At 72.1% G+C, this 23,645-nt stretch carries 18 protein-coding genes; 2 read left to right on the top strand and 16 right to left on the bottom strand.

Annotated features, from left to right (window positions below):
• Positions 1-85: 85 nt before the first annotated feature.
• From ACGFZ2_RS24020 to ACGFZ2_RS23965, 12 genes are all read right to left on the bottom strand, one after another.
• On the bottom strand, positions 86-781 hold the full coding sequence (locus ACGFZ2_RS24020; protein ID WP_393263667.1) for a hypothetical protein: 696 nt from the start codon (positions 779-781) through the stop codon (positions 86-88).
• A 76-nt stretch (positions 782-857) separates the two neighbouring features.
• A complete protein-coding gene (locus ACGFZ2_RS24015) occupies positions 858-2,561 on the bottom strand; it encodes a tetratricopeptide repeat protein (protein ID WP_393457040.1) in 1,704 nt (567 codons plus the stop codon).
• A gap of 464 nt (positions 2,562-3,025) precedes the next feature.
• Positions 3,026-8,491, bottom strand: a complete 5,466-nt coding sequence (locus tag ACGFZ2_RS24010; RefSeq protein ID WP_393457037.1) for a carboxyl transferase domain-containing protein — start codon at positions 8,489-8,491, stop codon at positions 3,026-3,028.
• Between the two features lie 200 nt (positions 8,492-8,691).
• Positions 8,692-9,687 carry a hypothetical protein gene (locus tag ACGFZ2_RS24005; protein WP_393457034.1) on the bottom strand — a complete coding sequence of 332 codons (996 nt, stop codon included), beginning with the start codon at positions 9,685-9,687 and terminating at the stop codon, positions 8,692-8,694.
• Positions 9,688-9,702: 15 nt separating this feature from the next.
• Complete coding sequence (locus tag ACGFZ2_RS24000; protein WP_393457031.1) at positions 9,703-10,362, bottom strand: HAD family hydrolase; 660 nt, start codon at positions 10,360-10,362, stop codon at positions 9,703-9,705.
• A 208-nt stretch (positions 10,363-10,570) separates the two neighbouring features.
• A complete protein-coding gene (locus ACGFZ2_RS23995) occupies positions 10,571-11,338 on the bottom strand; it encodes a GntR family transcriptional regulator (protein ID WP_393263657.1) in 768 nt (255 codons plus the stop codon).
• 74 nt (positions 11,339-11,412) lie between these two features.
• Positions 11,413-12,120 carry a deoxyribose-phosphate aldolase gene (gene deoC / locus ACGFZ2_RS23990; protein ID WP_393263655.1) on the bottom strand — a complete coding sequence of 236 codons (708 nt, stop codon included), beginning with the start codon at positions 12,118-12,120 and terminating at the stop codon, positions 11,413-11,415.
• Positions 12,121-12,168: 48 nt separating this feature from the next.
• Positions 12,169-12,624, bottom strand: a complete 456-nt coding sequence (gene rbsD, locus ACGFZ2_RS23985; RefSeq protein WP_393263653.1) for a D-ribose pyranase — start codon at positions 12,622-12,624, stop codon at positions 12,169-12,171.
• Positions 12,621-14,165 carry a sugar ABC transporter ATP-binding protein gene (locus ACGFZ2_RS23980; protein ID WP_393457028.1) on the bottom strand — a complete coding sequence of 515 codons (1,545 nt, stop codon included), beginning with the start codon at positions 14,163-14,165 and terminating at the stop codon, positions 12,621-12,623. Before ACGFZ2_RS23980 ends, rbsD begins: the two co-directional genes overlap by 4 nt.
• Positions 14,166-14,169: 4 nt before the next feature.
• Positions 14,170-15,189: a substrate-binding domain-containing protein gene (locus ACGFZ2_RS23975; protein WP_393263650.1), complete on the bottom strand. Its 1,020-nt coding sequence runs from the start codon at positions 15,187-15,189 to the stop codon at positions 14,170-14,172.
• Between the two features lie 59 nt (positions 15,190-15,248).
• Positions 15,249-16,280: an ABC transporter permease gene (locus ACGFZ2_RS23970; protein WP_393263649.1), complete on the bottom strand. Its 1,032-nt coding sequence runs from the start codon at positions 16,278-16,280 to the stop codon at positions 15,249-15,251.
• Positions 16,281-16,283: 3 nt separating this feature from the next.
• Entirely contained in the window at positions 16,284-17,195 is a 912-nt protein-coding gene (locus tag ACGFZ2_RS23965) for a ribokinase (RefSeq protein WP_393457025.1), read from the bottom strand.
• Between the two features lie 535 nt (positions 17,196-17,730).
• On the opposite strand from ACGFZ2_RS23965, the gene ACGFZ2_RS23960 reads away from it, so the two are divergent.
• On the top strand, positions 17,731-18,588 hold the full coding sequence (locus ACGFZ2_RS23960) for a hypothetical protein (protein WP_393457022.1): 858 nt from the start codon (positions 17,731-17,733) through the stop codon (positions 18,586-18,588).
• A gap of 64 nt (positions 18,589-18,652) precedes the next feature.
• Here ACGFZ2_RS23960 and ACGFZ2_RS23955 read toward each other — a convergent pair whose 3' ends face one another.
• Both ACGFZ2_RS23955 and ACGFZ2_RS23950 read right to left on the bottom strand, forming a co-directional pair.
• Positions 18,653-19,912 (bottom strand): M20 family metallo-hydrolase, encoded by a 1,260-nt coding sequence (locus tag ACGFZ2_RS23955; protein ID WP_393457019.1) that lies wholly within the window; start codon positions 19,910-19,912, stop codon positions 18,653-18,655.
• A complete protein-coding gene (locus ACGFZ2_RS23950; RefSeq protein ID WP_393457016.1) occupies positions 19,909-20,934 on the bottom strand; it encodes a pyridoxal-phosphate dependent enzyme in 1,026 nt (341 codons plus the stop codon). Before ACGFZ2_RS23950 ends, ACGFZ2_RS23955 begins: the two co-directional genes overlap by 4 nt.
• Positions 20,935-21,022: 88 nt before the next feature.
• Between ACGFZ2_RS23950 and ACGFZ2_RS23945 the strand changes: the two genes are divergently transcribed.
• On the top strand, positions 21,023-21,931 hold the full coding sequence (locus ACGFZ2_RS23945) for a LysR family transcriptional regulator (RefSeq protein WP_393457013.1): 909 nt from the start codon (positions 21,023-21,025) through the stop codon (positions 21,929-21,931).
• Between the two features lie 41 nt (positions 21,932-21,972).
• Here the strand turns inward: ACGFZ2_RS23945 and pepE are convergent, their stop codons facing one another.
• Together pepE and ACGFZ2_RS23935 are read right to left on the bottom strand one after the other, a co-directional pair.
• Positions 21,973-22,713, bottom strand: a complete 741-nt coding sequence (gene pepE, locus ACGFZ2_RS23940) for a dipeptidase PepE (RefSeq protein ID WP_393457010.1) — start codon at positions 22,711-22,713, stop codon at positions 21,973-21,975.
• A 43-nt stretch (positions 22,714-22,756) separates the two neighbouring features.
• Positions 22,757-23,575: an IclR family transcriptional regulator gene (locus ACGFZ2_RS23935; RefSeq protein ID WP_393263636.1), complete on the bottom strand. Its 819-nt coding sequence runs from the start codon at positions 23,573-23,575 to the stop codon at positions 22,757-22,759.
• Positions 23,576-23,645: the final 70 nt, after the last annotated feature.

Below are 23,645 nucleotides of genomic sequence, written 5' to 3'. Positions count from 1 at the left end.
ACAAAGGCCAGTCAGGCGAAGGGTCACGCCCGCCACTGCCAGCTATCAGCTCACCACTGCTGAGCCGACCCCGCCATGCTCACAGTCAGGCGAGGCGCTCGATCGTCGCGGGGACCAGGCCGTGGCAGCGGGCCACGTCGGTGACCTGGCGCAGCACCCAGCGCAGCCCGTCGCCACCGGCCGGGTCGGACGTCACGTCGATGCTCCACGCGACACCGCCGACCCGGCGGAGCTGCCAGAGGTGGTTCGTGTCGTTGACCCGCAGCCGGCCGGTGCCGACCACGCCAGGCTCGGTCGCGTCCGTGCCCGAGGCGCCGCCGAGCCGCAGCAACGCCGACAGGCGGGCTATCGCGTCGCCGTCCGGTTCACCGGCGAAGAGCACCCGGTGAACCGCCGGGCCGGTGCCCAGCCGCAGCGGCGTACCGGCCCCCAGCGGGACGTCGTCGCCGAAGTGCCGGCGCAGCGCGGCCTCGTCCGGCAGGGCCCCGCCGCCGAGCCGGGCGTACGCCGCTTCCGCCCCGGGGCGGTTCACGGCCGTCAACCGGGAGCGCAGGCGCGGGTCCGTGCGGACTGCCCGCACGAACGCGGCCGAGCTTGACCAGCCGGCGTCCGTCGCCGTCCAGCAGGCACTGCGCAGCCGTACGGCCGACAGGTCGTCGTCCAGCACGAACTCCTCGACCAGCAGCCCCGCCCCCGTCGCGTCATCCCCGCCCGTCGCTTGCAGCAGGTAGTAGTGGAGCAGCGCGGTGTTCGCGGGCAGCGTCGGCGTTACCGGGGTCATTCTGGGACGATACTGCCCGATCAGGCCGCATGGTCGACGGGCTCGTCGATTCCGTCGATTCCGCCCTGGCCGGCGGTCATCGGGGCATGGCCCGCTGGCAGCGGGCCAGTTCCGCGCGTAGGTCGCGTCGCAGCGACCGGTCCAGGTCGGGCTGGGTGAGCGCGTGGGTGAAGTCCCGGGCGGCTTCTTCCCACCGTCCGAGCCGCATCAGCGCCGTGCCTCGGTTGTAGCGGGGGACAGGTGCCGCCGACAGCGCCACCGCCCGGTCCAGGTCGGCCAGAGCGGCGGGCACGTCACCGCGTTCGAACCGGATCGCGGCACGGTTCGTCCACGCCTCGACCAGCTCCGGATCCCCGGCCAGCGCCTGGCTGAGCAGGTGGTCGGCCTCGGCGAGGCTGCCCCGCTCGGAGCGGATCAGCCCCAGGGTGCACAGCAGCGCGGGCTCCTGCGGGGCCAGCGCCAGCCCGGCCCGCGCGTCCGTCTCGGCCTGTGCGAACGCGTCGCGTCGGACGTGCAGGTTGACCAGGGCGATCCGGGCGTCGAGGTGCCCGGGGTCGATGGTCAGCACGCGCTCCAGGTCGTCACGCGCCCGCCCGGAACGGCCCCGCTCCTGGTGGAGCACGGCCCGGTTGTAGTACGCCTCCGGAAGGTGCGGTCCCAGGCGGATCGCGGTGTCGTAGTCCCTGATCGCGGCCCGTGGCCGCCCCGCCGCCCGGTGCAGGGCGGCCCGGTCCACGTAGTACTCGCAGTTGTCCGGGTCGTGGGCGATCACCGTGTCGAGGTCGGCCAGGGCCTGCGCCGGATCGCCCAGGGCGAGGTGCACCTGCGCCCGGTTGTGGCGCAGCCGGGCCAGATCCTGTGGGCGCTCGCCGGGAGCGAGCACCGCGGTCAACCGGGCCAGCCCGTCGTCGATCAGCCGCAGCGCGGAGGCGGGATCGCCTTCCCTGCTGTCCAGCAGGGCCAGGCCCTGCTCGTAGAAGACGGTGGACAGCACCCGCTGCCGCGGGTCGTCCAGCCCGGCGGCGAGGTGGAGCGCCTTCTCCAGCCAGTGCCGCGCCCGCGCCGGGTCCTGGTCGGCGGCCGGCAGGTGCCGGGCGTACAGCATGGCGGTGGCGTACGCGGCCGACATGGCGATCTTGGGGCTGTCGGTGGTGGCGCGCGCCTCGTGGTAGAGGTCGAGGGCTTCGGTGGCGCGGTCCAGCGCCGCCAGGGCGGTGGCCAGGCCGGTGGTGAACGCCCACCAGTGCCGCAGGTCGCCGTCGGGGGTCACGGCGGCGCGTCCGCGTCGGGCGGTTCGGGCCGCGTGGTGGTAGAAGCCGCGGGCCAGGCTGTCGCCCAGGGCCGTGCGCATCGCCTCCGGCGTCGGGGCGGCCGTCACCGGCGGACGGGGGCCACTGTCGTGCAGGTGGAAGCGCACGGGGGACGGCCCGAGCCGGCGGGTCAGCGTCTCCAGCAGCTCGCGGGTGGTCTCGTCGGCGCTTCCGACGTGCGTGAACCGCACCGTGACCGGGCGGCGGAGCCGGTCTGCCCAGGCCGCCACGAACTCGGCCGCGCCATAGGCCAGGTAGGCGGTGCGTCGGGCGGGATGGAACCGGATCGGCTCCTCCTCGGCGGCCGGTCGTGCCGCGCCGTCCAGCCCGGGTGCGATGGCGTGCAGCTCGACCCTGTGGCGGGACGCCAGGCGGGGGCGGTCGGCGGCGACCCGGCCGAGGAAGGCCCCGACCCCGGCGTACGGCCCGTGGTCGCGGTGGCAGTCGTAGTCGCCCGACTCGTCGGTCACGGCCGGGCCGATCGCCGCAGGGGCGGGCGCCCGGGAGCGCCCGCCGGGTCGGCTGCTACCAGCACCACTCGATCCAGAGCCGGCGGGCACCGGACAGCAGGCGCAGCGAGCTCTTGCGGCGGACGGTCATCTTCCTCACGGGGCGCCTCCATTGTGGATCATTACGGGACGGGTCAGAGCCTAATTGATATCCATAGAAATATGAAGACGGCTCGCGATGATTCTGGCTGCGGCAGGCTGCCGGACGGGCCCCAAGGCTCGGCCGGAGCATGCCCCCCGGCGGCCTGTGCGATCTCGACGAGGTCGCCCTCGGCCCAGCGGCGGAGGCGGGTCAGCCGCAGGGTGTCGATGTCCCCCGGTCACGGCGGCGAGGGCACCGGTGCGCGGAGGCTTCCGCGCACCGGTGCGGGCGCCTGGCGGACGAGCCGGCCGGGGCTGAACGCCACGGCCGGCGACGGGTGGGGTCAGCGTGAACGGGACTCGATGGCCTCGATGATCCGTGGGCGCAGTTCCGCGGCGCGGATGACGGCGTCGACGGAGCCGACCTCGACGGCGCGCTGGATGTTGTGCACGCGGTCGAACTCCGTGGCCACCTCGCCGAGCTTCTCCGCGCGGACCGACGCGCGGAGCTCGTCGAGCTCCGCGGTCAACGCGGCGCGGTCGGCGCCGGAGGCGGCCGCGACGCGGGCCTCGAGGTCCCGGACGCGCGGGTCGGCCGCGGTGCGGGCGTTGACGTCACCGGAGAACACCACCGCGGCGGCCGGGGCGCCGCCGAGCACCGAGGCGAACGAGCCCTCCAGCGCGAGGACGGTCATGTTCGGGTTCAGCGCCTTCGAGAACACCACGAACGCGCCGCCGTGGTACCGGGAGATCACGCAGAACACGATGGGCCCGCGGAAGTTCACGATGGCGCGGCCGATCTCGGCGCCGTACTCCAGTTGCAGCTTCCGCATCGACTCCGGCGAGCCGTCGAAGCCCGACAGGTTCGCCAGCACCACCAGCGGCCGGTTGCCGCTGGCCGCGTTGATCGCCCGCGCGGCCTTCTTCGACGACCGCGGGAACAGCGTGCCCGCGGTGTAGGTGTCCGGGCCGTCGGTGGGCGGGAAGCCGCGCCGCGGCACCGCCCGTGACTCGATGCCGAGCAGGCACACCGGCATGCCGCCGAGATGCACGTCCTGCACCGCCACGGTCTCCGCGTCGGCCATGCCCGCCCAGCGTTCCAGCACCGGGTGGTCCTGATCGGAGAGCGCCCGCATCACGGTCCGGATGTCGAACGGCTTCTTGCGGTCCGGGTTGGCCTCGGCCGAGAAGATCTCGCCGACGGTGGTGAAGTCGCTGCCGGCCAGGGCGTGCGGGAAGTCGGAGATGTCACGGTCGACGGGGTCGGTCGTCTTCGCCCGCCGCGGCCCCGCCTCGCCGGGCGCGACGTACGTGTGGTCGTAGTACGACATCAGCACGTCCCGCGCGGCGGTCAGGTTCGGCGCCCAGTACTGCGCCTGCCCGTTCGGCCCCATCACCCGGTCGTAGCCGCCGATGCCGAAGTTGTCCTCGGCCGACACGCCGCCGGAGAAGTCGAGCGACTGCTTGCCGGTGAGCACCATCGCCGAGTCCGGCGTCATCACCAGGATGCCCCTGGTGTGCATGAGCATCGTCGCCTCGGCGTTCCAGTACGGCTGCGCGCCGACGGTGATGCCCGCGACCACGATGTTGATCTCGCCGCCGTCCTGGGTGAACTCGACGATCCGCTTGAGCGCCGCGGCTACCCAGTCCATGTTCTCCGTGCCGGACTCCATCGAGATCCGGGCGCCGGCGGACAGCGCGTACCACTCCAGCGGCACCCGCATCCGCTCGGCCAGGTCCAGTGCGGCGATCACCCGGCGGCACTCCGGCTCCGACAGCGCGCCGAGCGACTTCGTCGGGTCGCCGAGCAGCACGACCCGGGTGACGCCCTGCGGGTGCCGCCGGGTACGCGTCCTGACCACGCCCGCGACGATCGCCGCGGTGTTGCGGCCCTTCGGCCGGTCGACCGGCACCAGCGCGTGGTCGTCGTCGAGGTCGTGCTCGACGAAGTCGCCGAGCAGGCCGGTCAGCTCGTACGGGTACACCGTGTTGCGGCTGCTCGCGCGCAGCACCTTCTGCCGGTAGCCGTCGAGCGGCTCGACCGGCTCGTCCGACGGCTGGCCGACGGTCAGCTTGGTGCCGCCGGTGGCGTCGAAGGAGACCCGCACGGCGATCTTGGTCAGCTCGCCGGTCGTCCGGTGACGCTGCCGCGCGATGAACAGGATCTCCTCCAGCCCGGCGCCAGCGGTCGTCGGCAGCACGCGCCCGGCGATCATCTCCAGCTCCGCGCGGGTGAGGTCGCTCGGCGGCCAGACGTAGACCACGATCCGGTTGGTGTTGAAGCGATTCTTCGACGGTCGCCGCGACTGCGCACGGCGGATCGAGTCGAGGCAGGTGGCGACGACGTCCTCGGCCGTCGGCAGCGCGACCAGCCTGCCGTCGTGCTCCCGCAGCGCGGTCAGGTCACGCACCTGCGCGAACGCGACCAGGCGGTCGTCCGACGGGTTCTCCTGCGCCACGCACCGGAAGAGGTAGACCTCCTCGTCCGACGACGGCAGCCGGGTGAGGTCGAACTTGCGCAGCCGCTCCAACTGCATCCGCTGCGCGATGTACGGGTGCAGGCCCCGGATCAGCCGCTCCTCGGTCATCCCGGTGCTCGACGGCCGGAACGTGAAGTGGTGGTGCATCACCGCGCCGCTGCGGCCCGCGACGGTGGTGGTGACCCGGCGGACCCGGCTCGGCAGCGGGTGCGCGCTGACGACCTCGTGCAGCGCCGCCGCCATCGCATCCGAGTCCTCCGGCTGGTTCTCCCAGGCGAGATAGATGTCGGCGTCGACGGCGTCCTCGCCACCCGCCAGCTCCGCGAGCCCGCGCAGCGCGCTGCCCAGCGCTTCGAATCTCACCGCGGCGGAGACCACGCACGAGCCCGCGCGCTCGGCGACCACTAAGGTGCAGCCCGCGACCTCGCTGGTGCGGACGCTGGTCAGATCCTTGTTGCCGTAGTACCGGCGGGTCAGCACTTCCAGCATGACCGCGTGGTCCAGGGAGTCGCGGACGAGCCGCTGGCCGAGCAGCCGCACCAGCGGTTCGGTGCTGCGCACCATCTCGCCGACGCGTTCGGCGCGGTCCGGTGCGTCCGGGTGCGCGTCCAGGTGGCGCAGGTGCTTGCGGACGTTCGCGTAGACGCGGGCGCGGTTGCGGCGCAGCAACGGCTGGCCGAACCAGGCGAACACCACGCCGCGCGCGAGGTCGGCGACCACGGGGAAACGGACCTGCGTCGCGGCCACCAGCCGCTCCAGCGCGAGGCCGGCCGGCTCACGCAGCACCTCGTCCGGCGGCGGCTCCCGCAGCCACGCGCGCAGCAACGTCGCGACGACCGTCGCGTCGGCGGACGCGCGTTGCTGGGCGAGGAAGATGCGGAACACCGCGGCTTCGAGCTCGGGGGAGCGCTCCAGATCGGTGACGCCGTAGTGCCCGAGCGCCCGGGCGAGCTTGGCCTGGAACGCCTCCGGCAGCCCGGCCCGCTCGACGTCGAGGCTCTGGAGGTAGGTGTGGAAGTGCTCGCGGGCGCTGTGCACGTGCCCTTCGCCACCGACGTCCTCGCCCGCCGGCCGGTTGCGGCTCAGCTCGGCGAGGTCGGCGAACACGTCGACGAGTTCGAACTCCTCGGCCAGCGGCCGGTGGCCGTCCTCGGTGGCCGCCCGGCGCGCGGCGAGGTAGTCGTCGAGCGTCCGGCGATCGTCGTGCGGGTCGATGTCGAAGCCCAGCAGCAGGCTGCGCAGGTCCTCCTGGCCGCGGGTGATGCGCTCCCGAGCCGGCACCTCCCCGGGCATGGCGGGCAGGTCCAGCTCGACGGACTGGGCGGCCGAGGTGTCCTCGGCCTCGTCGGCGTCGTCGGCGAGCGGCTCCAGGCGCAGCAGGGGGGCGCCGGTCTCCACCTGGCTGCCCACGGACACGGCGCATTCCCTCAGCCGCGCCCGGAACGGCGCCCGCAGCACCGTCTCCATCTTCATGCTCTCCAGCACCAGCACCGGCGCGCCCGCCTCGACCTCGGCGCCGACCTCCAGCGGCGTGGCGACGACCAGCGCCGGCGCCGGGGAGCGCACCACGCCGCCCTCGTCGCGGCTGACCCGGTGCGTCACCCCGTCCACCTCGACCAGGTGGATCGGCCCGTGCGTGCCGGTGAGCAGGCGGTACCGGGTGCCGTTGACGACGGCCTGCCCGGTGTGCCGGTCGAAGCGGTCGAGCTCGACGTCGGCGGTACGGACGTCGTCACCCGCTTCGATGCCGACGCGGAACCGGTGCGCGCCGACCCGCGCGACCCGCACGCGGTAGCCGACACCTCGCAGCTTGAGGTCCAGCGGTCGGCCACTCTTGTGCTGCACCTGCGGGCGCCCACCGAACGCGGTCGACAGCAGCCGCTGCCGCTCCGCGCGTTCCTCCTCCTCGTACGCCTCGATGGCGGCGGCCGCCAGCGCGACGGCGGAGTGCCGGTGCGAGACGAGCCTGCCCTCGCCGCGGACGCGGTCGATCCAGCCGGTGTCCGCGCTGGCGTCGATCACCTCGGGCTGGTCGAGCAGGTCGAGCACGAAGCTCTTGTTGGTCGCGCCACCCTCGATGATCACCGTGGTCTGCGCCATCGCGCGGCGCAGCCTGCCGAGCGCCTCGTCGCGGTCGCGGCCGTACGCGATGATCTTGGCGATCATCGAGTCGAAGTCGGCGGGGATGGTGTCGCCCTCGCTGACCCCGGTGTCCACCCGGATACCCGGCCCGGCGGGCAGGTCCAGCCGCGCGATCCGGCCCGGGGAGGGCGCGAAGTCGCGGTCGGGATCCTCGGCGTTCAGTCGGGCCTCGACGGCGTGCCCGCGCTCCACCGGCGGCTCGCCTTCGAGCCGTCCGCCCGAGGCCACGTGCAGCTGCGCCTTGACCAGGTCGAACCCGGTGGTCGCCTCGGTGATCGGGTGCTCGACCTGCAGGCGGGTGTTGACCTCGAGGAACGCGAACAGTCGGTCACCGGGGTGGTAGAGGAACTCGACGGTCGCGGCGCCGCGGTAGCCGACCGCGACGGCCAGCCGTTCGGCCGACGCCTTGAGCTCGGCCGCCTGCGCGGGGCTGAGCACCGGCGACGCCGACTCCTCGATGACCTTCTGGTTGCGCCGCTGCACCGAGCAGTCGCGGACACCCAGCGCCCACGCCGTGCCCTCCCCGTCCGCGATCACCTGCACCTCGACGTGCCGGGCGCCGGTGACCAGGCGCTCCAGGAACACGACGCCGCTGCCGAACGCCCGCGCGGCCTCCTGGCTGGTGCGCTCGTAGGCGTCGGCGAGTTCGGCCTCGTTCGTGATCACGCGGATGCCGCGCCCGCCGCCGCCCGCGGTCGCCTTCAGCATCAGCGGGTAGCCGATCTCGGCCGCCGCCGCCAGGGCCGCGTCCAGGGTCTCGACCGCACCGCGGCTCCACGGCGCGACCGGCACGCCGACCTCCTCGGCGATCAGCTTCGCGCCGATCTTGTCGCCGAGCTTGCGCATGGCCTCCGCGCTCGGGCCGACGAAGGTGACGCCGACCTTCTCGCACAGCTCCGCGAACGCCGGGTCCTCCGCGACGAAGCCCCAGCCGACCCAGGCGGCGTCGGCCCCGGTCTCCACCAGCGCGCGCTCCAGCGCCTTCAGGTCGAGGTACGGGCGCGCGGACGCGGGACCGAGGTCGTAGGACAGGTCCGCCTCGCGGACGAAGGTGGCCGTGCGGTCGACGTCGGTGTGCAGGGCGACGGTCTCGATCCGGGTGCCGGTCTCCGCGGCCAGGTCCCGTACGGCGTGGATGAGCCGCATGGCGGCCTCTCCACGGTTGACGATGGCGACACGACTGAACACCCGACCGAGCCTTCCTGTAGACCAACGATGTACGCCCCGTGACACGGCAGCCCCCGGCAGTGTTCACCCTTCCGCCGGCGCTTGAGAACCCCTGTTTCGCTCGACATCCGGCGGCCGGCAGTGCCATGTTGCGGACAGCGCGCTACGCGCCCCCAACACCGTAGGGCAGGGGCTCGAACTCCGGTGTCGCGCCCTGGCTGTCATCGACCACCTGGACATCGAGATCCTGGCGGAAGACGGCGTGGGTGACCGGCACCGTCTGCTGCTCCGCTCCACCGCGCGTCTCCCGCCGAGGGTGGTCCGGGCGATCGACCGGCGCTCCTGCCAGACCGCCTAGCCCCGGTCCGGATGTCCCCTCGGCGGCCCCCGGCCCCTTCAGGGCGCGGCAGGTGGGTGCAGTGCGCGACGGTGGCGTCGTCAGGGACCCGAGCGTCGGGGCCTCCGGAGGTGCGGGCCTCGGCCTGCCGGACGCGGCGGATGATGTGACCCGGCCCGTACGCGCCGAGCAGGCCCAGTACGCCGGGCCAGTCGGTCAGGCCGTACGGGCTGACGATGCGGCTGGCGCCATTGCTGAGCAGCGCGACGCCGTTCAGGTCATGAAGCGGCCGGCTGCCGGTCACCGCCTCCTCCGCCGCGTGCGGATCGTCCTTGGCGATCCAGTAGCCGCCCGGCTGGTTCCGGCGAGCGCGCAGTGCCTCGACGCAGGAGTCCCGGATGCGGTCGTACTCCGGTGTTCCCCTGGGAATGCCGTCCAAGGGCGCCGAGCAGGTGCGCCTGGTGGCGACCTCACGCTCGTCGGTGACGACCTGCGGGCCACCGCGGACCTGGTCGAGGACGAGGAAGGAGTCCGCGAGCAGGAGATGGTCCAGGCGGTCCCGGTGGGCGCGGACGATCACCACCGTCGCCTGCGGGCTGCTGGGGTCCGTGATGTCGCAGGTGCCGCGGTGATCGGCGGCTGTCTCGCCGATCGCGGTGGCGAGGATCGCCGCCAGGTCTCGCCCGTCGTCACGCGACAGCAGGCCGAGCAGCGCGCCGCCGAGACGGTGCGTGTACCAGGCGACACCGTGGGAACAGATCGACTCGGTTCCCGGGATGCCGGCGCCGTCCAGCAGCACAGCGGCGCCGGGAACGGCGCCGACGAAGTCCTCGTTCGGCTGGCCGGCCCTGCCGGCGCTGGTCGCCATGCTGACGCGCACCCATGGCCTCCCGCGTCAGCCAGCCGTCACCGCGAGCAGGTCGAGGACCTGGGCGGGCCGGTGGGCCACCGCCGGGACGTCCGCCGGAGCCGGGGAGCTGTCGCACCAGCGGGCGTGCACCGCCAGTGCTCCCGCCGCCTCCGCGCACGCGAGGTCCACCGCCGCGTCGCCGACGTACGCGGTCTCGGCGACGTCGACGCCCAGGCGGCGGCAGGCCAGCCACAGCCCGTCCGGCGCGGGCTTCGGCGCGGGGACCTCGTCACCACAGACCACGACCGGGAACAGCCGGTCGAGCCCCGTGCGGGCCAGCACGAGGGTCGTGCTCCGTCGTGGGGCGGCGGTGAAGATGCCGAGCCGGCAGCCGGCCCGGTCGAGGTCGTCGGCCAGGTCGAGCACGCCGGGGAACGGTCGTACGTCCGCGACCACCGCCTCGAAATGGCGGTGGAAGCACTCGAGGTCGGGGGCGGTGACGGGCCGCTGCAGGAAATGGGCCAGCACCACCGGCGTGGCTCCGATGTGCCAGGTGGCGACGACCGTGGCCGGCGAGACGTCCGGCCCGCCGAGGGCGCGGATCGTGTCGGCGTACACGGTGGGAGCGATCGTCATCGTGTCGACCAGGGTGCCGTCGAGGTCGAACACGACCGCGGCCGGGCCGACGCGGGGCGGTCGGTTCACGTACGGTTCCTGGCGGGTGCGGTTCACCGGCCGCCTCTCAGCCGTCCGTGGACCCGGGCCGCCACCTCGACCCTGTCCTGCCCGACCTCGCGGTCGCCGCTACCGACACGCACGCGCACCACCACCACGCCGCACCGTACGCGGCCAGCCGCCTCCCGTCGAGAACCAATCCCTGGCCGGTGGCCGGGCGTCGGCGGCGAGGTGCCCGTCAGCGACGGGAGAGCAGGGAGGTGACCCGCATCCGTTCGCTGTGGATCCACACGTCGGAGTACTCGATCGGCCGGCCGTCGTCGAGGTAGGTGATCTGCTCCAGGTACAGCAGCGGGAAGTGCTCCGGCACCTCCAGCGCCGCCGCGATCCGTCCGGTGGCGGCGGTCGCGCTGAAGGTACGCCGACCGGTGCTGATCTTCAGCCCGTACTCGTTCTCCAGCAGGCCGAACAGGGAGCGGTCGGCCAGGTCCACCAGGTCCAGGCCGGGAGCCAGGTCGACGCGTACGTAGTTGACCAGCCAGGCCACCGGGCCGGTGGAGGTGGAACGGAGCCGCTCCAGGCGGAGCACCGACTGGCCGGGGCGCAGGTCGAGCAGGGCGGCCACCGGTGACGGCGCGGCCATGACCTGGTGGGTGACCACCTGGGTGGTCATCGAGATCCCCTGCCGGGCGAAGTCCTCGGACAGGGTGGTCAGCTTCTGCGCGATCGAGGGCTCGATGGCGGTGGAGGTGACGAAGGTGCCACGCCCCCGGACCTGCACCAGCAGGCCGTCCCGGATCAGAGTGGACAGGGCCCGCCGCAGGGTGCCCCGGGAGATGCCGAGTTCGGTCGCCAGTTCGGGTTCGCTGCGAAGTCGGTAGTGCGGTGGCCACTCGGCGGACAGGATCCGGGCCCGGATCTGTTCCGACACCTGCGCGTGCAGGGGCACCGGCGCGTCACGGTCGAGGTGCTCGGACGCTCCGGACGGGCGCAACTGGTCGGACATGTCACCTTCCATGAGACTCCGCCGCCCCTCGACCCCGGCCGCACCTGGCGACGTGGTCGAGGGGCGCCGGACGGTCAGTAGCTCGTGGTCTCTTCGTTGGTCGTGTCGGTGACGATAGCGACCCCGGCGCTGGTGCCGAGCAGCACCGCCCCGGCCCGCAGCAGGGACACGGCCTGATCGAAGGACTTGATCGCACCGGAGGCCTTGACCTTCACGCCCTCCGGCGCGCGGGCCACCAGGTAGGCGACGCTCTCCGGGTTCGCCACCTCGATCGCGCCGCTGCTGGCGTTCTTCAGGACAGCCGCACCGGCCTCGATGGACAGTTCGACGGCCGCCTCCCGCTCGTCCGGGGTGAGCAGCGGCAGTTCGAGCATCACCTTGATCGGTACGCCGGACGCCCGGACCACGCCGGCGATGTCCTCGCGGAACGCGTCGTACCGCCCGCTCTTGAGCCAGCCGAGCTGAACCCCGATGTCGATCTGGGTCGCGCCGGCCCGGACCAGGCTCTCGGCCTCGGCGGCCTTGCCGGCGCTCGTGGTCACCCCGACGGTGGGGAAGTCCAGCGCCGAGGCGACCTCGACGCCGGTGCCGCGCAGGACCTCGGCGACCTCGGGGACCCAGGAGCCCGGCACCATCGCCGCGTTGAAGCCGTACCGGACGGCCTCCTCGGCGTGGGCCACAATCCGGTCCCGGGTCACCCCGGACTCGATCAGGGTGTGCTGGATGTAGGGGGCCAGCGCCGCGGCGGTGAGGTCGGCGTCGGTCAGGGTGGCAGTGCTCACGTTGTTCTCCAATGTCGGGTACGTCGTGGGGCGGCGGCGACGACGCCGCTACATCCGGTCCTGGTAGTAGTCGGGCACGATGACTCCGGGCTCGTCGAACCAGCGCGGCACGTCCACGCCGCAGATCAGCCCGACGTTGCCCCACGGGTTGAACGCCCCGGTTCGGACGATCGCCTTGGCCTGGTGGGCCAGTTCGCCGAGCATCTCGGCGTGCTGCCGGGTGGTCGTCGGTACGCCGGGGAAGCGCTGCCCCAGCCACTGGGCGAGGGGCTTGTTGTGGGTGGTGACGTCCTCGGCGACCACGACGCCCTCGACGATGATCTCGTCGGCGACGAGATCGAGCACCGTGGTGAGGCTCGGCAGGTCCTCGGTGACGGCCAGGTCGATGCGGTGGGCGGTGCGCGGGATCGGAAAACCGGCGTCGACGACGAGCAGCAGATCGGTGTGGCCCAGGGTGGCCAGCACCCCGGACAGTTCGGCGTTGAGCACGCCCCTGCGTTTCATGCCTTCTCCTTCATGGTGTGCGCGCCGGTGGCCAGGGCCATCACCGACTCCTCGGTGGCCTCCGCCGCGGGAATGATGCCGACCAGGGCGCCGGCGGCCATGACGGCGATCCGGTCGCTGACGGTCAGCAGTTCGGGCAGGTCCGACGAGGAGACGACGAGCGCCACCCCCTCGTCGGCCAGGGTGCGGAACAGCCGGTAGATCTCCGCCTTGGCGCCGACGTCGACGCCACGGGTGGGCTCGTCCAGCAGCATCAGCCGGGGCTCGATGGACAGCCACCGGGCCAGCAGCGCCTTCTGCTGGTTGCCGCCGGAGAGCTGCGTGATGCCCTGGGCGGTCGTCGACGTCTTCACCCGCAGCTCCCGCGCGCGGGTGTCCGCGTCACGACGCAGGGCCCGCCGCCGCAGCAGGCCGAAGCGCTGCCGACGGCCCAGGGTCAGGATGTTGACGTTGTCGGCGACGCTCATCGTCGGCAGGATCCCCTGCTGCCGGCGTTCGCCCGGCAGGTACGCCACCCGGGCGGCGATGGCGTCCCGCGGCGACCTCGCGGTGAACGTCTCCCCGTCCAGTGACAGCTCGCCGCCGGTCACGGGGTCGGCGCCGAAGATGCCGCGCAACAGCTCGATCCGGCCGCTGTCGGGCAGGCCGGCCACGCCGACCACCTCGCCCGGGGCGACGTCCAAATCGACCCCGGTGAAACCGGCGCCGGAGACGCCGCGCAGCCGTAGGCGCGGGGTGGCCGTGGCGGCGGGCGCGGGGCTGTCGTGCCGGCTGAACTCGGCGGCGAGTTCCCGGCCGACCATCGCGGCGACCACCTGGTCGGGGGTGACCTCCGCGGTGGGCCAGTGCCCGACGTGCCGACCGTCGCGCAGCACGTGGATGTGCTGGGAGAGGGCGAACACCTCGGGCATCCGGTGCGAGACGTAGAGCATGGTCACCCCGTCGGCCCGCAGCGACCGGATCACCTCGAACAGTCGTTCCGACTCGGCGGGGGAGAGGATCGACGTCGGCTCGTCGAGGATCACCATTCGCGCCTCGCGCGCCAGGGACCGGGCGATGACCACCAACTGCTGGGAAGCGGCGTCCAGGCGGCGGATGCTGCGCCGGGGGTCGACCCGCAGACCGAGCCGGTCCAGCAGTTCCGCCGCCCGCTCGTCCATCCGACGGCGGTGCGGGAAGGGGCGGGATCCCGGTTCGACGCCGAGCATGATGTTCTCGGCGACGGTCCGGTCCTGGGCGAGGGCGAGCTCCTGGGGCACCAGGGCGACCCGGTGCCGGCTGAGCAGCGTGGCCGGGTCGTACCGGCGGACCTCCTCACCGTCCACCCGCACCGTACCGGTGGTGGGGGTGTCCAGCCCGGCCAGGATCTTCATGAGTGTCGACTTGCCGGCACCGTTCTCACCCATCACGGCGGTGAGGCTGCCGGCGGGGACGCTGAGGCTCACGTCCTGGAGGGCACGGACGGCTCCGAAGTGCTTCGACAGACCCGTCACCTCGACGGCGGCCGTCGTCGGGGCGGCGATCGTGGCCGGGCTGGTCATCGGCTCAGCCCTCCACCGGCACGGTGGCCACGGTGTCGCGGGTGACCACGAGCGCCCCGGTGTCCACGTCCTTGATCTCGGTGCCGTTCTTCAGGAAGTCGGCGAGCAGCTTGACCGCCTGGTAGCCCTGCTCGGCGGGGCCCTGGCTGATGGTCAGGTCGACGACGCCGCCCTTGAGGTACTCGACGGTCTGCGGCTGCACGTCGAAACCGACCGCGTGGATCTTGCCCGCCTTGCCGGACTGCTGGAGCCACTTGGCGCCGGCGGTGAAGCTGCAGCAGTCGAGGGAGACGAGGGCGATCGCGTCGCTCTGCGCCGCCATCGTGGACTCGATGGTGTTGTAGGCCGCGCTGGGCTCGTTGCCGGTGTTCACCGGACCGACGATCTGCACGCCGGAGTCCTTCAGCCCCTCCTGGAAGCCGGAGAAGCGGTCGTTGGACCAGCCGGCGCCGGAGTCGACGGAGACCACGACGACCTTGCCGGTCTTCCCCTTGAGCACGCCGAGCAGTTCCTTGGCCAGGGAGCGGCCGGAGGCCACGAGGTCCTGGCCGACGAAGCCCATCTGCTTGGACTCGGGGTTGTTGGTGTTGAACGAGATGATCGGGATGCCGGCGTCGTACGCCTGGGCGATGATCGGCTTGAGGGCGTCGTTGCTGGCCGAGGAGACGGCCAGGCCGTGGATCTGCTTCTGGTTGATCAGGGTCTGCAGCTCGCTGACCTGGTCGGCGGGATTGCCGCCCGACGGCCCGATCATCTGCGCGTCGACGCCGAGTTCCTTGGCGCCGCGCTCCATGCCCTGGCGGATCGGGACGGCGAAGGCGAGCGACGGGTCGTGGTAGCTCAGCTTGATCCTGAGCGGCTCGCCCTTGTCGACGGCTTCCTTGATGTAGTCGGCGAGCTTGAAGCCGCCGCTCTCGGCGGAGGCGGTGCTGGCCGGGGTGATCGCGCCGCAGGCGGCGTTCGCCACCAGCGCCAGGCCGAGGGTCGCGGCGACCGCGATCCGACGCCCGAGGGAGAGCTTCATCAGGGGTGACTCCTTGCGGTGTGGGGGACGGGGGAGTGCGGGGTGGGTGCCGGCGAAGGTCACCGACGTCCGGAGCGTCTGCGCAGCCAGGTGTCGGCGGCCACGGCGAGGATGATCACCGTGCCGGTCGCCACCGTCTGCCAGAAGGAGGAGATGCCGCGGAGGTTGAGGATGTTCTGCAGTACGCCGATGAACGCGACGCCGATGACGGTGCCGAGCATGGTGCCGGACCCGCCGAACAGGGCCGCGCCACCGATGATCACCGCGGAGATGGCGGTGAGCTCCATCCCGGCGCCGGTGACGCCCTGCACGTAGGAGAGGAAGGACAGGCCGAGCACGCCGGCGAGACCGGCGAGGGTGCCGGAGAGCATGAAGGCGGTGACCCGCACCCGACCGGTCTTGATGCCGCAGAGCCGGGCGGCCTCGGCGCTGCCACCGACCGCGTAGGTGTTGAAGCCGTAGCGGGACCGGGAGAGCACGATCGTGCCGAGGACGGCGACGAGGGCGAAGATGACGAGCTGCATCGGCAGGACGCCGAAGAGCTTGCCCTGACCGAGCAGGTTGAACTCGGCGACCTCGGGGTCGTTGGCGGACAGGGAGATCGGCGACCCGCCGCTGAGCAGCAGCGTCACCCCCCGGAAGACACTGAGGGTGCCGAGCGTGACGATGAAGGACGGGATGCCGAACCCCACGGTCAGCAGGCCGTTGAGCAGGCCGGCGACCGTGCCGGCGGCGATCCCGGCGACGGCGGCCAGCGGCCAGGCGACGTCCGAGGTCATGAGCAGACCGCAGACCACGGCACCGAGGCCGTAGATGGAGCCGACGGACAGATCGATCTCGGCGTTGATGATGACGAAGGTGACGCCGATCGCCATGATGCCGATCTGCGCGATCTGCTGGCCGACGGTGAGGAAGTTGCTGGCCCCTACGAAGCCCGGAGCGACCAGGGTGCCCAGCGCGAAGAGCACGACCAGGGCGAGGAAGGTGCTCGACTCCCGGGCGTGCAGGAACCGTTGGAAGGGCGAGGGGTTACGGGAAGCGGCGACCGCCGTCTTCACGGGAGGCGCCGCCTGAGCGGTCATCTGGGCCATCTCTCATCTCCTCAACAGGGCCGCGACGTCGTCCGGGCGGGGCAGGGCGGGAATGACCTCGGCGATGCCGACGGTGTGGGCACCGGCCGCGGCGGCGAACCGGACCGCCTCGGTGAGGTCGTCGCCCCGGACCAGGGCGACCGCGAGCGCACCGGTGAAGGCGTCGCCTGCGCCGGTGGTGTCGACCACGCGGGGCACGGTGACGGGCGCGACCCGGGACCGCTGCCCGTCGGAGTCCACCAGGGCGCCCTCGGCGCCGAGGGTGAGCACGAGGGTCCCGGCGTAGCGGGTCCGGAGCAGGTCCACCAGCTCGTCGCCGTTGGCCGGGTCGTCCGGGTCGCGGCCGGTGAGCACCCGCGCTTCGCTGGCGTTGGGGGTGAGCACGTCGATCCACTCCCACGCCTCGTCGGGCAGGGCCACGGCCGGGGCGGGATTGAGCAGGGTGCGGACTCCGCGTTCGTGGGCGGTACGCAGGGCCGCGACCGCGACCGGCAGGGGAATCTCCAGGCTGACCACGACCAGGTCCGCCGTGGCGATCCGGTCGGCGAACCCGTCGACGTCGGCGAGGGTCAGCTCGTCCAGGGCTCCGGGCGCGATCGCGATCCGATTCTCGCCCTCCTCGTCGACGAGGATGATGCCGACCATGGTGGCGGCGTCGGCGGTGCGGACACCGCTCGCGTCGATTCCTTCCTCGGCCCAGAGTTGGCGCGCGGCGGCGCCGAACTGGTCCGGCCCGACGGCGGTCAGGAAGCTGACCTCCGCACCCAGGCGGGCCGCGGCCACCGCCTGGTTAGAGCCCTTGCCCCCGTGCCCCGAGGCGAACCTGCCGCCCGAAAGGGTCTCACCCGCCACGGGCATCCGGGGCACCTGCATGGTGAGCCCGGCGCCGTAGCTGCCGACCACTGCAATCTTCATCCTGGCCTCTTGTTCATGGACAACCATGTACAACTTGGCGGCGACCATACGCACGGCGCGACAGAGGTGTCAATAGCGTCCGGGGCGTTCCCCCGAAACGATCCGGAAACGGGTCGCCGGCGGACGGCACCGGGGCCGCGCCCGGACCAACGGGTACGGCGCCGGCGCGGTGACCCGCCGGCAGCGGCAGTCGCGGTGCGCCTCGGCACCGTCCCAGGCCTCGGTGCGGAGGTCGCTGAGCTGGTGGAACGCTCCCTCCTGGACACTCCGGGACCCGCCGAGCGGGGCGGCGGGCAGCCCGATGGCCGCAGCGGCGGTGCGGCGAGCCCGGCCGGCGGGGTTGTCCGCGTCGCCGGAGTGTCGTCGGAACCGGGGTCGCGGACCCGGGTCGTTGCGACACGTGCCGATTGGCCAGAGATGTCGCGGGCGGCTCTGGTCAGCAAAAATCCACTTGATCCATGTATAGCGACCGATGCCTTCGGTGCGGTACTGCTGTTCCTTGACCACGGAAACACCTAGCAAACGGAGGCGTGCCATGCTGACAACTCGTCGTGCCCTCACGGCGGCCGGCGCAGCGCTGCTGCTGGTGGCGGCTGTGCTGGTCGTCGTGGTGGGGAACCACCGCACCGCCGAGGCCGAGCGGGCGACGCTGGCGGCAGCGGCGGCCGGCCCGGCCGCGCCGGTGCTGTTGGACGAGCGCCTCCGTGAGGTCCTGCTGCCCAAGGCCGAACACCCCGCGGGCACCGAACTCGTGGAGATGTCGTTGGCCGACGCGGGCAAGTTGTTCGAGCCCGACCCCGACGTCACCGTCTCGCCGGTGGCCTGCCTGGGCTCCCTGCAGCTGGCGATCGGCGAGCAGAGTCGGGTCGCCGGCGGCTGGATCCAGGTCGGCAGCCGGCGCGACGCCGACAAGGGCGCCACGGGCAGGTTCACCGCGACCGTCGAGGAACTGCCCGAGGGGCTGGATCTCGCCCGGCTCCGCGAGGCCGCGGGCACCTGTACGTCCGGCAGCATGACCTGGCGGTCACTGAAGGTCGGCGCCAGGATCACACTGGCCGAGGTGCCCGTGCCGGCGCTGGACGGAGCCGCGACGTACGGGCTGCAGTCGACCATCACGTTCACCGGCCTGACGCAGCAGCAGTTCGACCAGCTCGTCGCGGACAGCTGCTCGATCGAGGCGGCGTCGGCCGTCGTGGCGGTCGGCTGGACCTGCGACGAGGGCGCGGGAACCGTCACGGCGGTCAACCAGCCCGCCGGGGACTTCACCGTGCGGCAGTACCAGCTCTACGTGGCCCGCGGAAGCCACTACCTGGAGATCTGCGAACCGGACCTGGCCACGGCGATCTCGATGTCGGAGACGCTGTACGGCCGGTTGCGCTCGGTCGTCAAGTGACGGTGGTCGAGGCCGGGGTCGACCGGGCCGATGGGCAGAAGGGCGTCGCGCAGGTCCGGGACGGTCATGGCTGGTCCGCCAGTCGGAGTACGGCGTTGGCGAGGACGTCGGTGCCGTTGCCGCAGGCTGTCGGGTTGGAGTACTCGCGGGGCGTATGGCTGATGCCGCCGTTCTCACCGGCGACGAACACCATGGCGGTGGGGCAGATCGCGGAGATCTCCTGGGCGTCGTGGCCGGCGCCGGACATGGTGCGCACGTACGGCAGACCGAGGTCGTCGGCGGTGGCGGCGAGCACCTCCTGGATGCCGGGGTGGAACGGGACGACGGCGGTCCTGGCCATCCGTTCCCAACCGACCTGGACGCCGTGGTGGGCGGCGAGCGTGTCGACGTAGCCGGCGAGGTGCTGCTCGGCGGAGGTCATCTGGTCGTTGTCGGGGTTGCGCAGGTCGATGGTCAGGGTGGCCTGGTGCGGGATGACGTTGGTCTGGCCTTCGCCGATGTCGAAGTTCCCGATGGTGGCGCGAAGCTGTCCGAAGTCGCCGCTGTCGCACATCCGTCGGGCCTCGACCACGACATGGGCTGCGACCAGGCCGGCATCGTGCCGGGACCCGATGGGGGTGGTGCCGGCGTGGGCGGCCTCACCGCAGATGGTGAGCCGCTGCCAGGAGATGGACTGAACGCCTTCGACGATGCCGATGTCGACGCCGGCGTCGGCGAGGACGGGGCCCTGCTCGATGTGGCACTCGATGTAGGCGTACGGGATGGCGCGCCGTTCGTGGGCGTCGCCGTCGAATCCGATGCGAACGAGTTCTTCCTTGACGGTCCGGCCGTCCCCGTCGGTGAGCTTGTGGGCGTGGTCGAGCGGGATGCGTCCGGCCGTCACGGCCGAGCCGAGCATGTCGGTGCCGAACCGGACGCCTTCCTCCTCGGTGAAGAATCCGACCTCGATGTCGCGCAGGGTCGAGATGCCGGCGTCGTCGAGGGTGCGCATCACCTCGATGCCGCCAAGCACACCGAGGGTGCCGTCAAAGGCTCCGCCGGTGGCGACGGTGTCGATGTGGGAGCCCATCAGCACGCACGGCAGGGACCGGTCGCGGCCCGGGCGGGTGGCGTAGACGTTGCCGATGCGGTCGACCCGCACCTCGAGCCCGGCCTCGAGCATCCACTGCACGCATCGGCGGCGGGCTTCGGCGTCAGCGTCGGTCAGCGCCAGACGCCGGACTCCGCGCAGCCCGGTCGCCTCGTCGTGGTAGGCGCCGATCTCCTTCAGTTGCATCAGGGAGGCCCAGAGCCGGTCGCGGTTGATCCGGACGGTACGGGTCATCGAACGGGTCCTTCCGTACTGAGCAGGACGACTACGGCGTCGTGGCCGAGGTCGAGGGCGGCACGCCGCTGGGGGTCGGTGAGGACGGCCCGGACGCCGGCCAGGGTGGCCGCGCCGCTCGGGCCGGAGGAGACACCGAGCCGACCGAGGTCGTCGACGGCGCGGAGCGCCTCGTCGTCGGTGACGGCCACGGCTGCGTCGCAGCCCGCACGCAGCACCGGCCAGGCGGAGCGGGACATGGTGCCGCAGTTCAGGCCGGCCATCGACGTCGCCGCGGTCGGCACCGTCACGGGTCGGCCTGCGGTCAGGCTGGTCAGCACGCATGCCGCGGCGTCGGGTTCGACCGAGAGCACGCTCGGATGCGTGGTGCCCGGGCGTCGGTAGTGCCACACGACCGCCTCAGCCAGCGACCCGACCCCGACCGGGACCGCCACCAGGTCCGGTGGCCCCTCGAGCTGGGCGTCGACCTCCTCCAGCAGCGTCTGGTAGCCCTCCACGATCCAGGCAGGCACCTGCTCGTAGCCGTCCCAGGCGGTGTCCTGGACCAGTGCCCGGTCGGGATGCTCGTCGGCGAACTCGGCTGCCCGACGCACCGCGGCGTCGTAGTCTCCGCCCACCCACACGACCTTCGCGCCCTCCCCGGTGATGCGGGCGGCGGTTTCCGGCAGCATCACCTCCGGCACGAACACGGTCGCCTCGACACCGAAGTGAGCCGCCATGCGGGCGACGGCACGACCGTGGTTGCCATCGGTCGCGGTCACCAGCGTGGCGCCGGGGCGTTGCTGAAGCACCTGGCGGCAGGCCCAGGAGGCACCGAGCACCTTGAACGCCGGGAGCCCGAGTCGCGACGACTCGTCCTTCACCAGTACCCGCCCGACCCCAAGCTCGCCGGCCAGGTCGGGGACCGGAACCATCGGCGTGGGCGTGTACCCCGGCAACGACCGGTGGAACGCGTACGCGTCACCCGGCGCGAACGAGCTGGTCCAGTCACGAGCGGCCGGCGACCGGTACCACGACATCATGCGGACCATCGTCCCCACCACAACTCATCAGGTCCAGCGCGGAAACCAGCAAGATAATGTGAAGCAAACCTGATGCTTTGGAGGCTCGATGCTTGATCTTCGACGCCTACGACTGCTGCGCGAGCTCGCCCGTCGAGGCACCATCACCGCGGTCGCGGAGGCGCTGTCCTACAGCCCGTCCGCGGTCTCCCAGCAGCTCGCCGCGCTGGAGAAGGAGACCGGGGTGCGCCTCCTCGAGCCAGCCGGCCGCCGGGTCCGGCTGACCGCCCAGGCCGACCTCCTCGTCGCCCACACCGAGCTGCTGCTGGAGGAGATGGAACGCACCCAGGCCGCACTCGCCCAGTCCCTGAACGAAACGGTCGGCACGCTGCGGGTCGCCGCCTTCCAGACCGCGGTCCTCAGGCTCGTGCCGTACGCCCTCACCCAGCTCGCGCAGCAATACCCGAGGCTGCGAGTCGAGGTGACCGAGCTCGAGCCCGAGGTCGCTCACCCCGCCCTCGTGGCCGGCGAGTTCGACATCGTCCTCGGCGAGGAGTACCCCGGCCACCCCCTGCCGCGGGCCCGGGAGACCGAGCGGCGCGACCTGCTCACCGACGAACTTCGGCTCATCACGCCAGCCGTGTGGAGCGAGCGGTCGTTGTCCGAACTGGCGTCGCGTCCGTTCGTGATGGAGCCCGTCGGCAGCACCGCCCGGGAATGGGCGACGGCGGCATGCCGACAGGCGGGGTTCGAGCCCGACGTCCGCTACACCTCCACCGACCTGCAGATCCACCTGCGACTCGTCGAGAACGGCCTCGCCGCCGCCCTGCTTCCCGACCTGTCAGGTGCGGGTGACCGGCACAACGTGGTCTCGCACCCGCTCCACGACCGTCCCAGAAGGCAGATCTTCACCACCGTACGGCGGGGAGCAACGCGCCATCCCAAGGTCCAGGCGTTCACGTCCGCCCTCAAGGCCCAGCAGGCTCCCGCCGCCCGGCTGGAGCAGGACCGGACCTGAGGCGCGTCCCGTAGATCTCCAGGATGTCCGACTGATCGACCTCAGCGGCCGACATCGAACGAAGCGACTCTGTCGACGAGCCAGGTCACATCGGCGCCGCTCGTGACCTCGACGGGCTCGGAGGCGCGGCAGAAGACCCGCCCTCCCGCGGCCACGCCATCGAGACGCATCGAACTGTTGCTCACCCGCAGCCAGGTGCCCTCGCGCATGGCGAGTACCGGGACGTCGTTCTCCTCGAGGAACTGTGTGAGCCGCTCCTCCCGGGTCTCACCCTGGTGCGTCGAGGCCGGGTCCGGGTCGAGGTAGTGGGGGTTGATCTGGAAGGGCACGAGGCCGAAGGTCTCGAAGGACGGCGGTTGGACGATGGGCATGTCGTTCGTCGTACGCAGGCTCGGCGTCGCGACGTTGGTGCCGGCACTCGACCCGATGTAGGGCATTCCCTCGGACACCCGGGTGCGCACGACGCTGATCAGGTCGAGCTCGTGGATCGCCTTGACGAGCCGGAAGGTGTTACCGCCGCCGACGAAGACCGCCTCGGCGTCGGCGACGATGTCGCGTGGCGTGCCCTCGTGTGCTCCTCGGACGGTGATGCCGAGTGGCTCCATGGCCCGACGGACCGTGTCGGTGTAGCCGTCGTGGTCCGCCAGTGCGAAGGGGACGAACACGATGGAGCGCCGGCCGTCGAGTGCCTGGAGGATCGCGTCGCGCGCATGCTCCAGGTAGGCCCGTCCCGGCGCCGTCGAGTTGGACAGGAGCAGGAGGTTCTGGTGGCCCTGGGTCATGGTGTCTCCTCGATGCGGCCGGTCTGGCTCGCCGGCGCGGCGTTCAGTGGGATCGGACCGTCGTGGTCTGCCGGGCTGCGGCGGCCGAGTTCGCCCGGTTGTCGAGCAGGGCGCACAGTTGCTCCGCGGCGGCCTGTAGTGCGGGCAGGTGGTCCCGGATGTCGTCCGGGCGCGCCGGATGCTTGCTCTCGCCGAGGCTGAGCGAGCCGACGGGCCGCCCTCTGAGCATGATGGGAACGGCGAGCGCCCTGGTGGCGTAGTCGTATTCGCCCTCTGAGTAGGCGTAGCCCTGCGCGACGGTCTCGACGAAGAGCCGTTCGAGCTGGTGCTCGTCGATCTTCGTCAGCTCCGTGAACGTGGCGAAGACCCGACCGGAGATGAGGGCGCGCCGTTCGTTGCTGTCGAGGAAGGCGAAGTAGCCGCGAGAGGTGGCTCCCGCGTTGGCCGGGTACAGCTCGCCGACGAGCGGATGACTGCGCAGCGGTTCACCGCCGTTGACGGCGGCGACGCAGCGGACGTGGAGCCCGTCCGGGACGGCGAAGATGGCGGTGCGATCGGTCTGGAAGGCGAGCGGCTCGAGCACCCGCTGGGCCAGGGCGGCCAGCCCTCCCGTGCGCTCCCAGACGGCGGCCATCCGCCACATCGTCGGTCCGAGGCTGTAGCGCCGGGTCACCGGATCGGCGTTGAGGAAGCCGCGCGCGGCGAGCGCGGCGAGGAGTCGCTGTGCGGTCGACTTGTCGATGGCGAAGGCTTCGGCAAGCTCCAGGACGCCCCAGTCGCGACGCCGCTCGGTGAACGACAGAAGGACCTCCAGGGCGCGGTCCACGGTCTGGAGCGGCGAGCGGGGGCGAGCGTCTGACATGGGTCCTCCGGGATGGGTGGGACGTGTGAGAACCTACCGCACCCCGATCCAGTTCGAGACGCCCTCTCAT

Source organism: Micromonospora sp. NPDC048063 (assembly GCF_043202855.1).
GTDB lineage: Bacteria > Actinomycetota > Actinomycetes > Mycobacteriales > Micromonosporaceae > Micromonospora.
The sequence above is the reverse complement of the archived record's forward strand: the minus strand, read 5'-3'. Positions and strand labels throughout refer to the sequence as shown.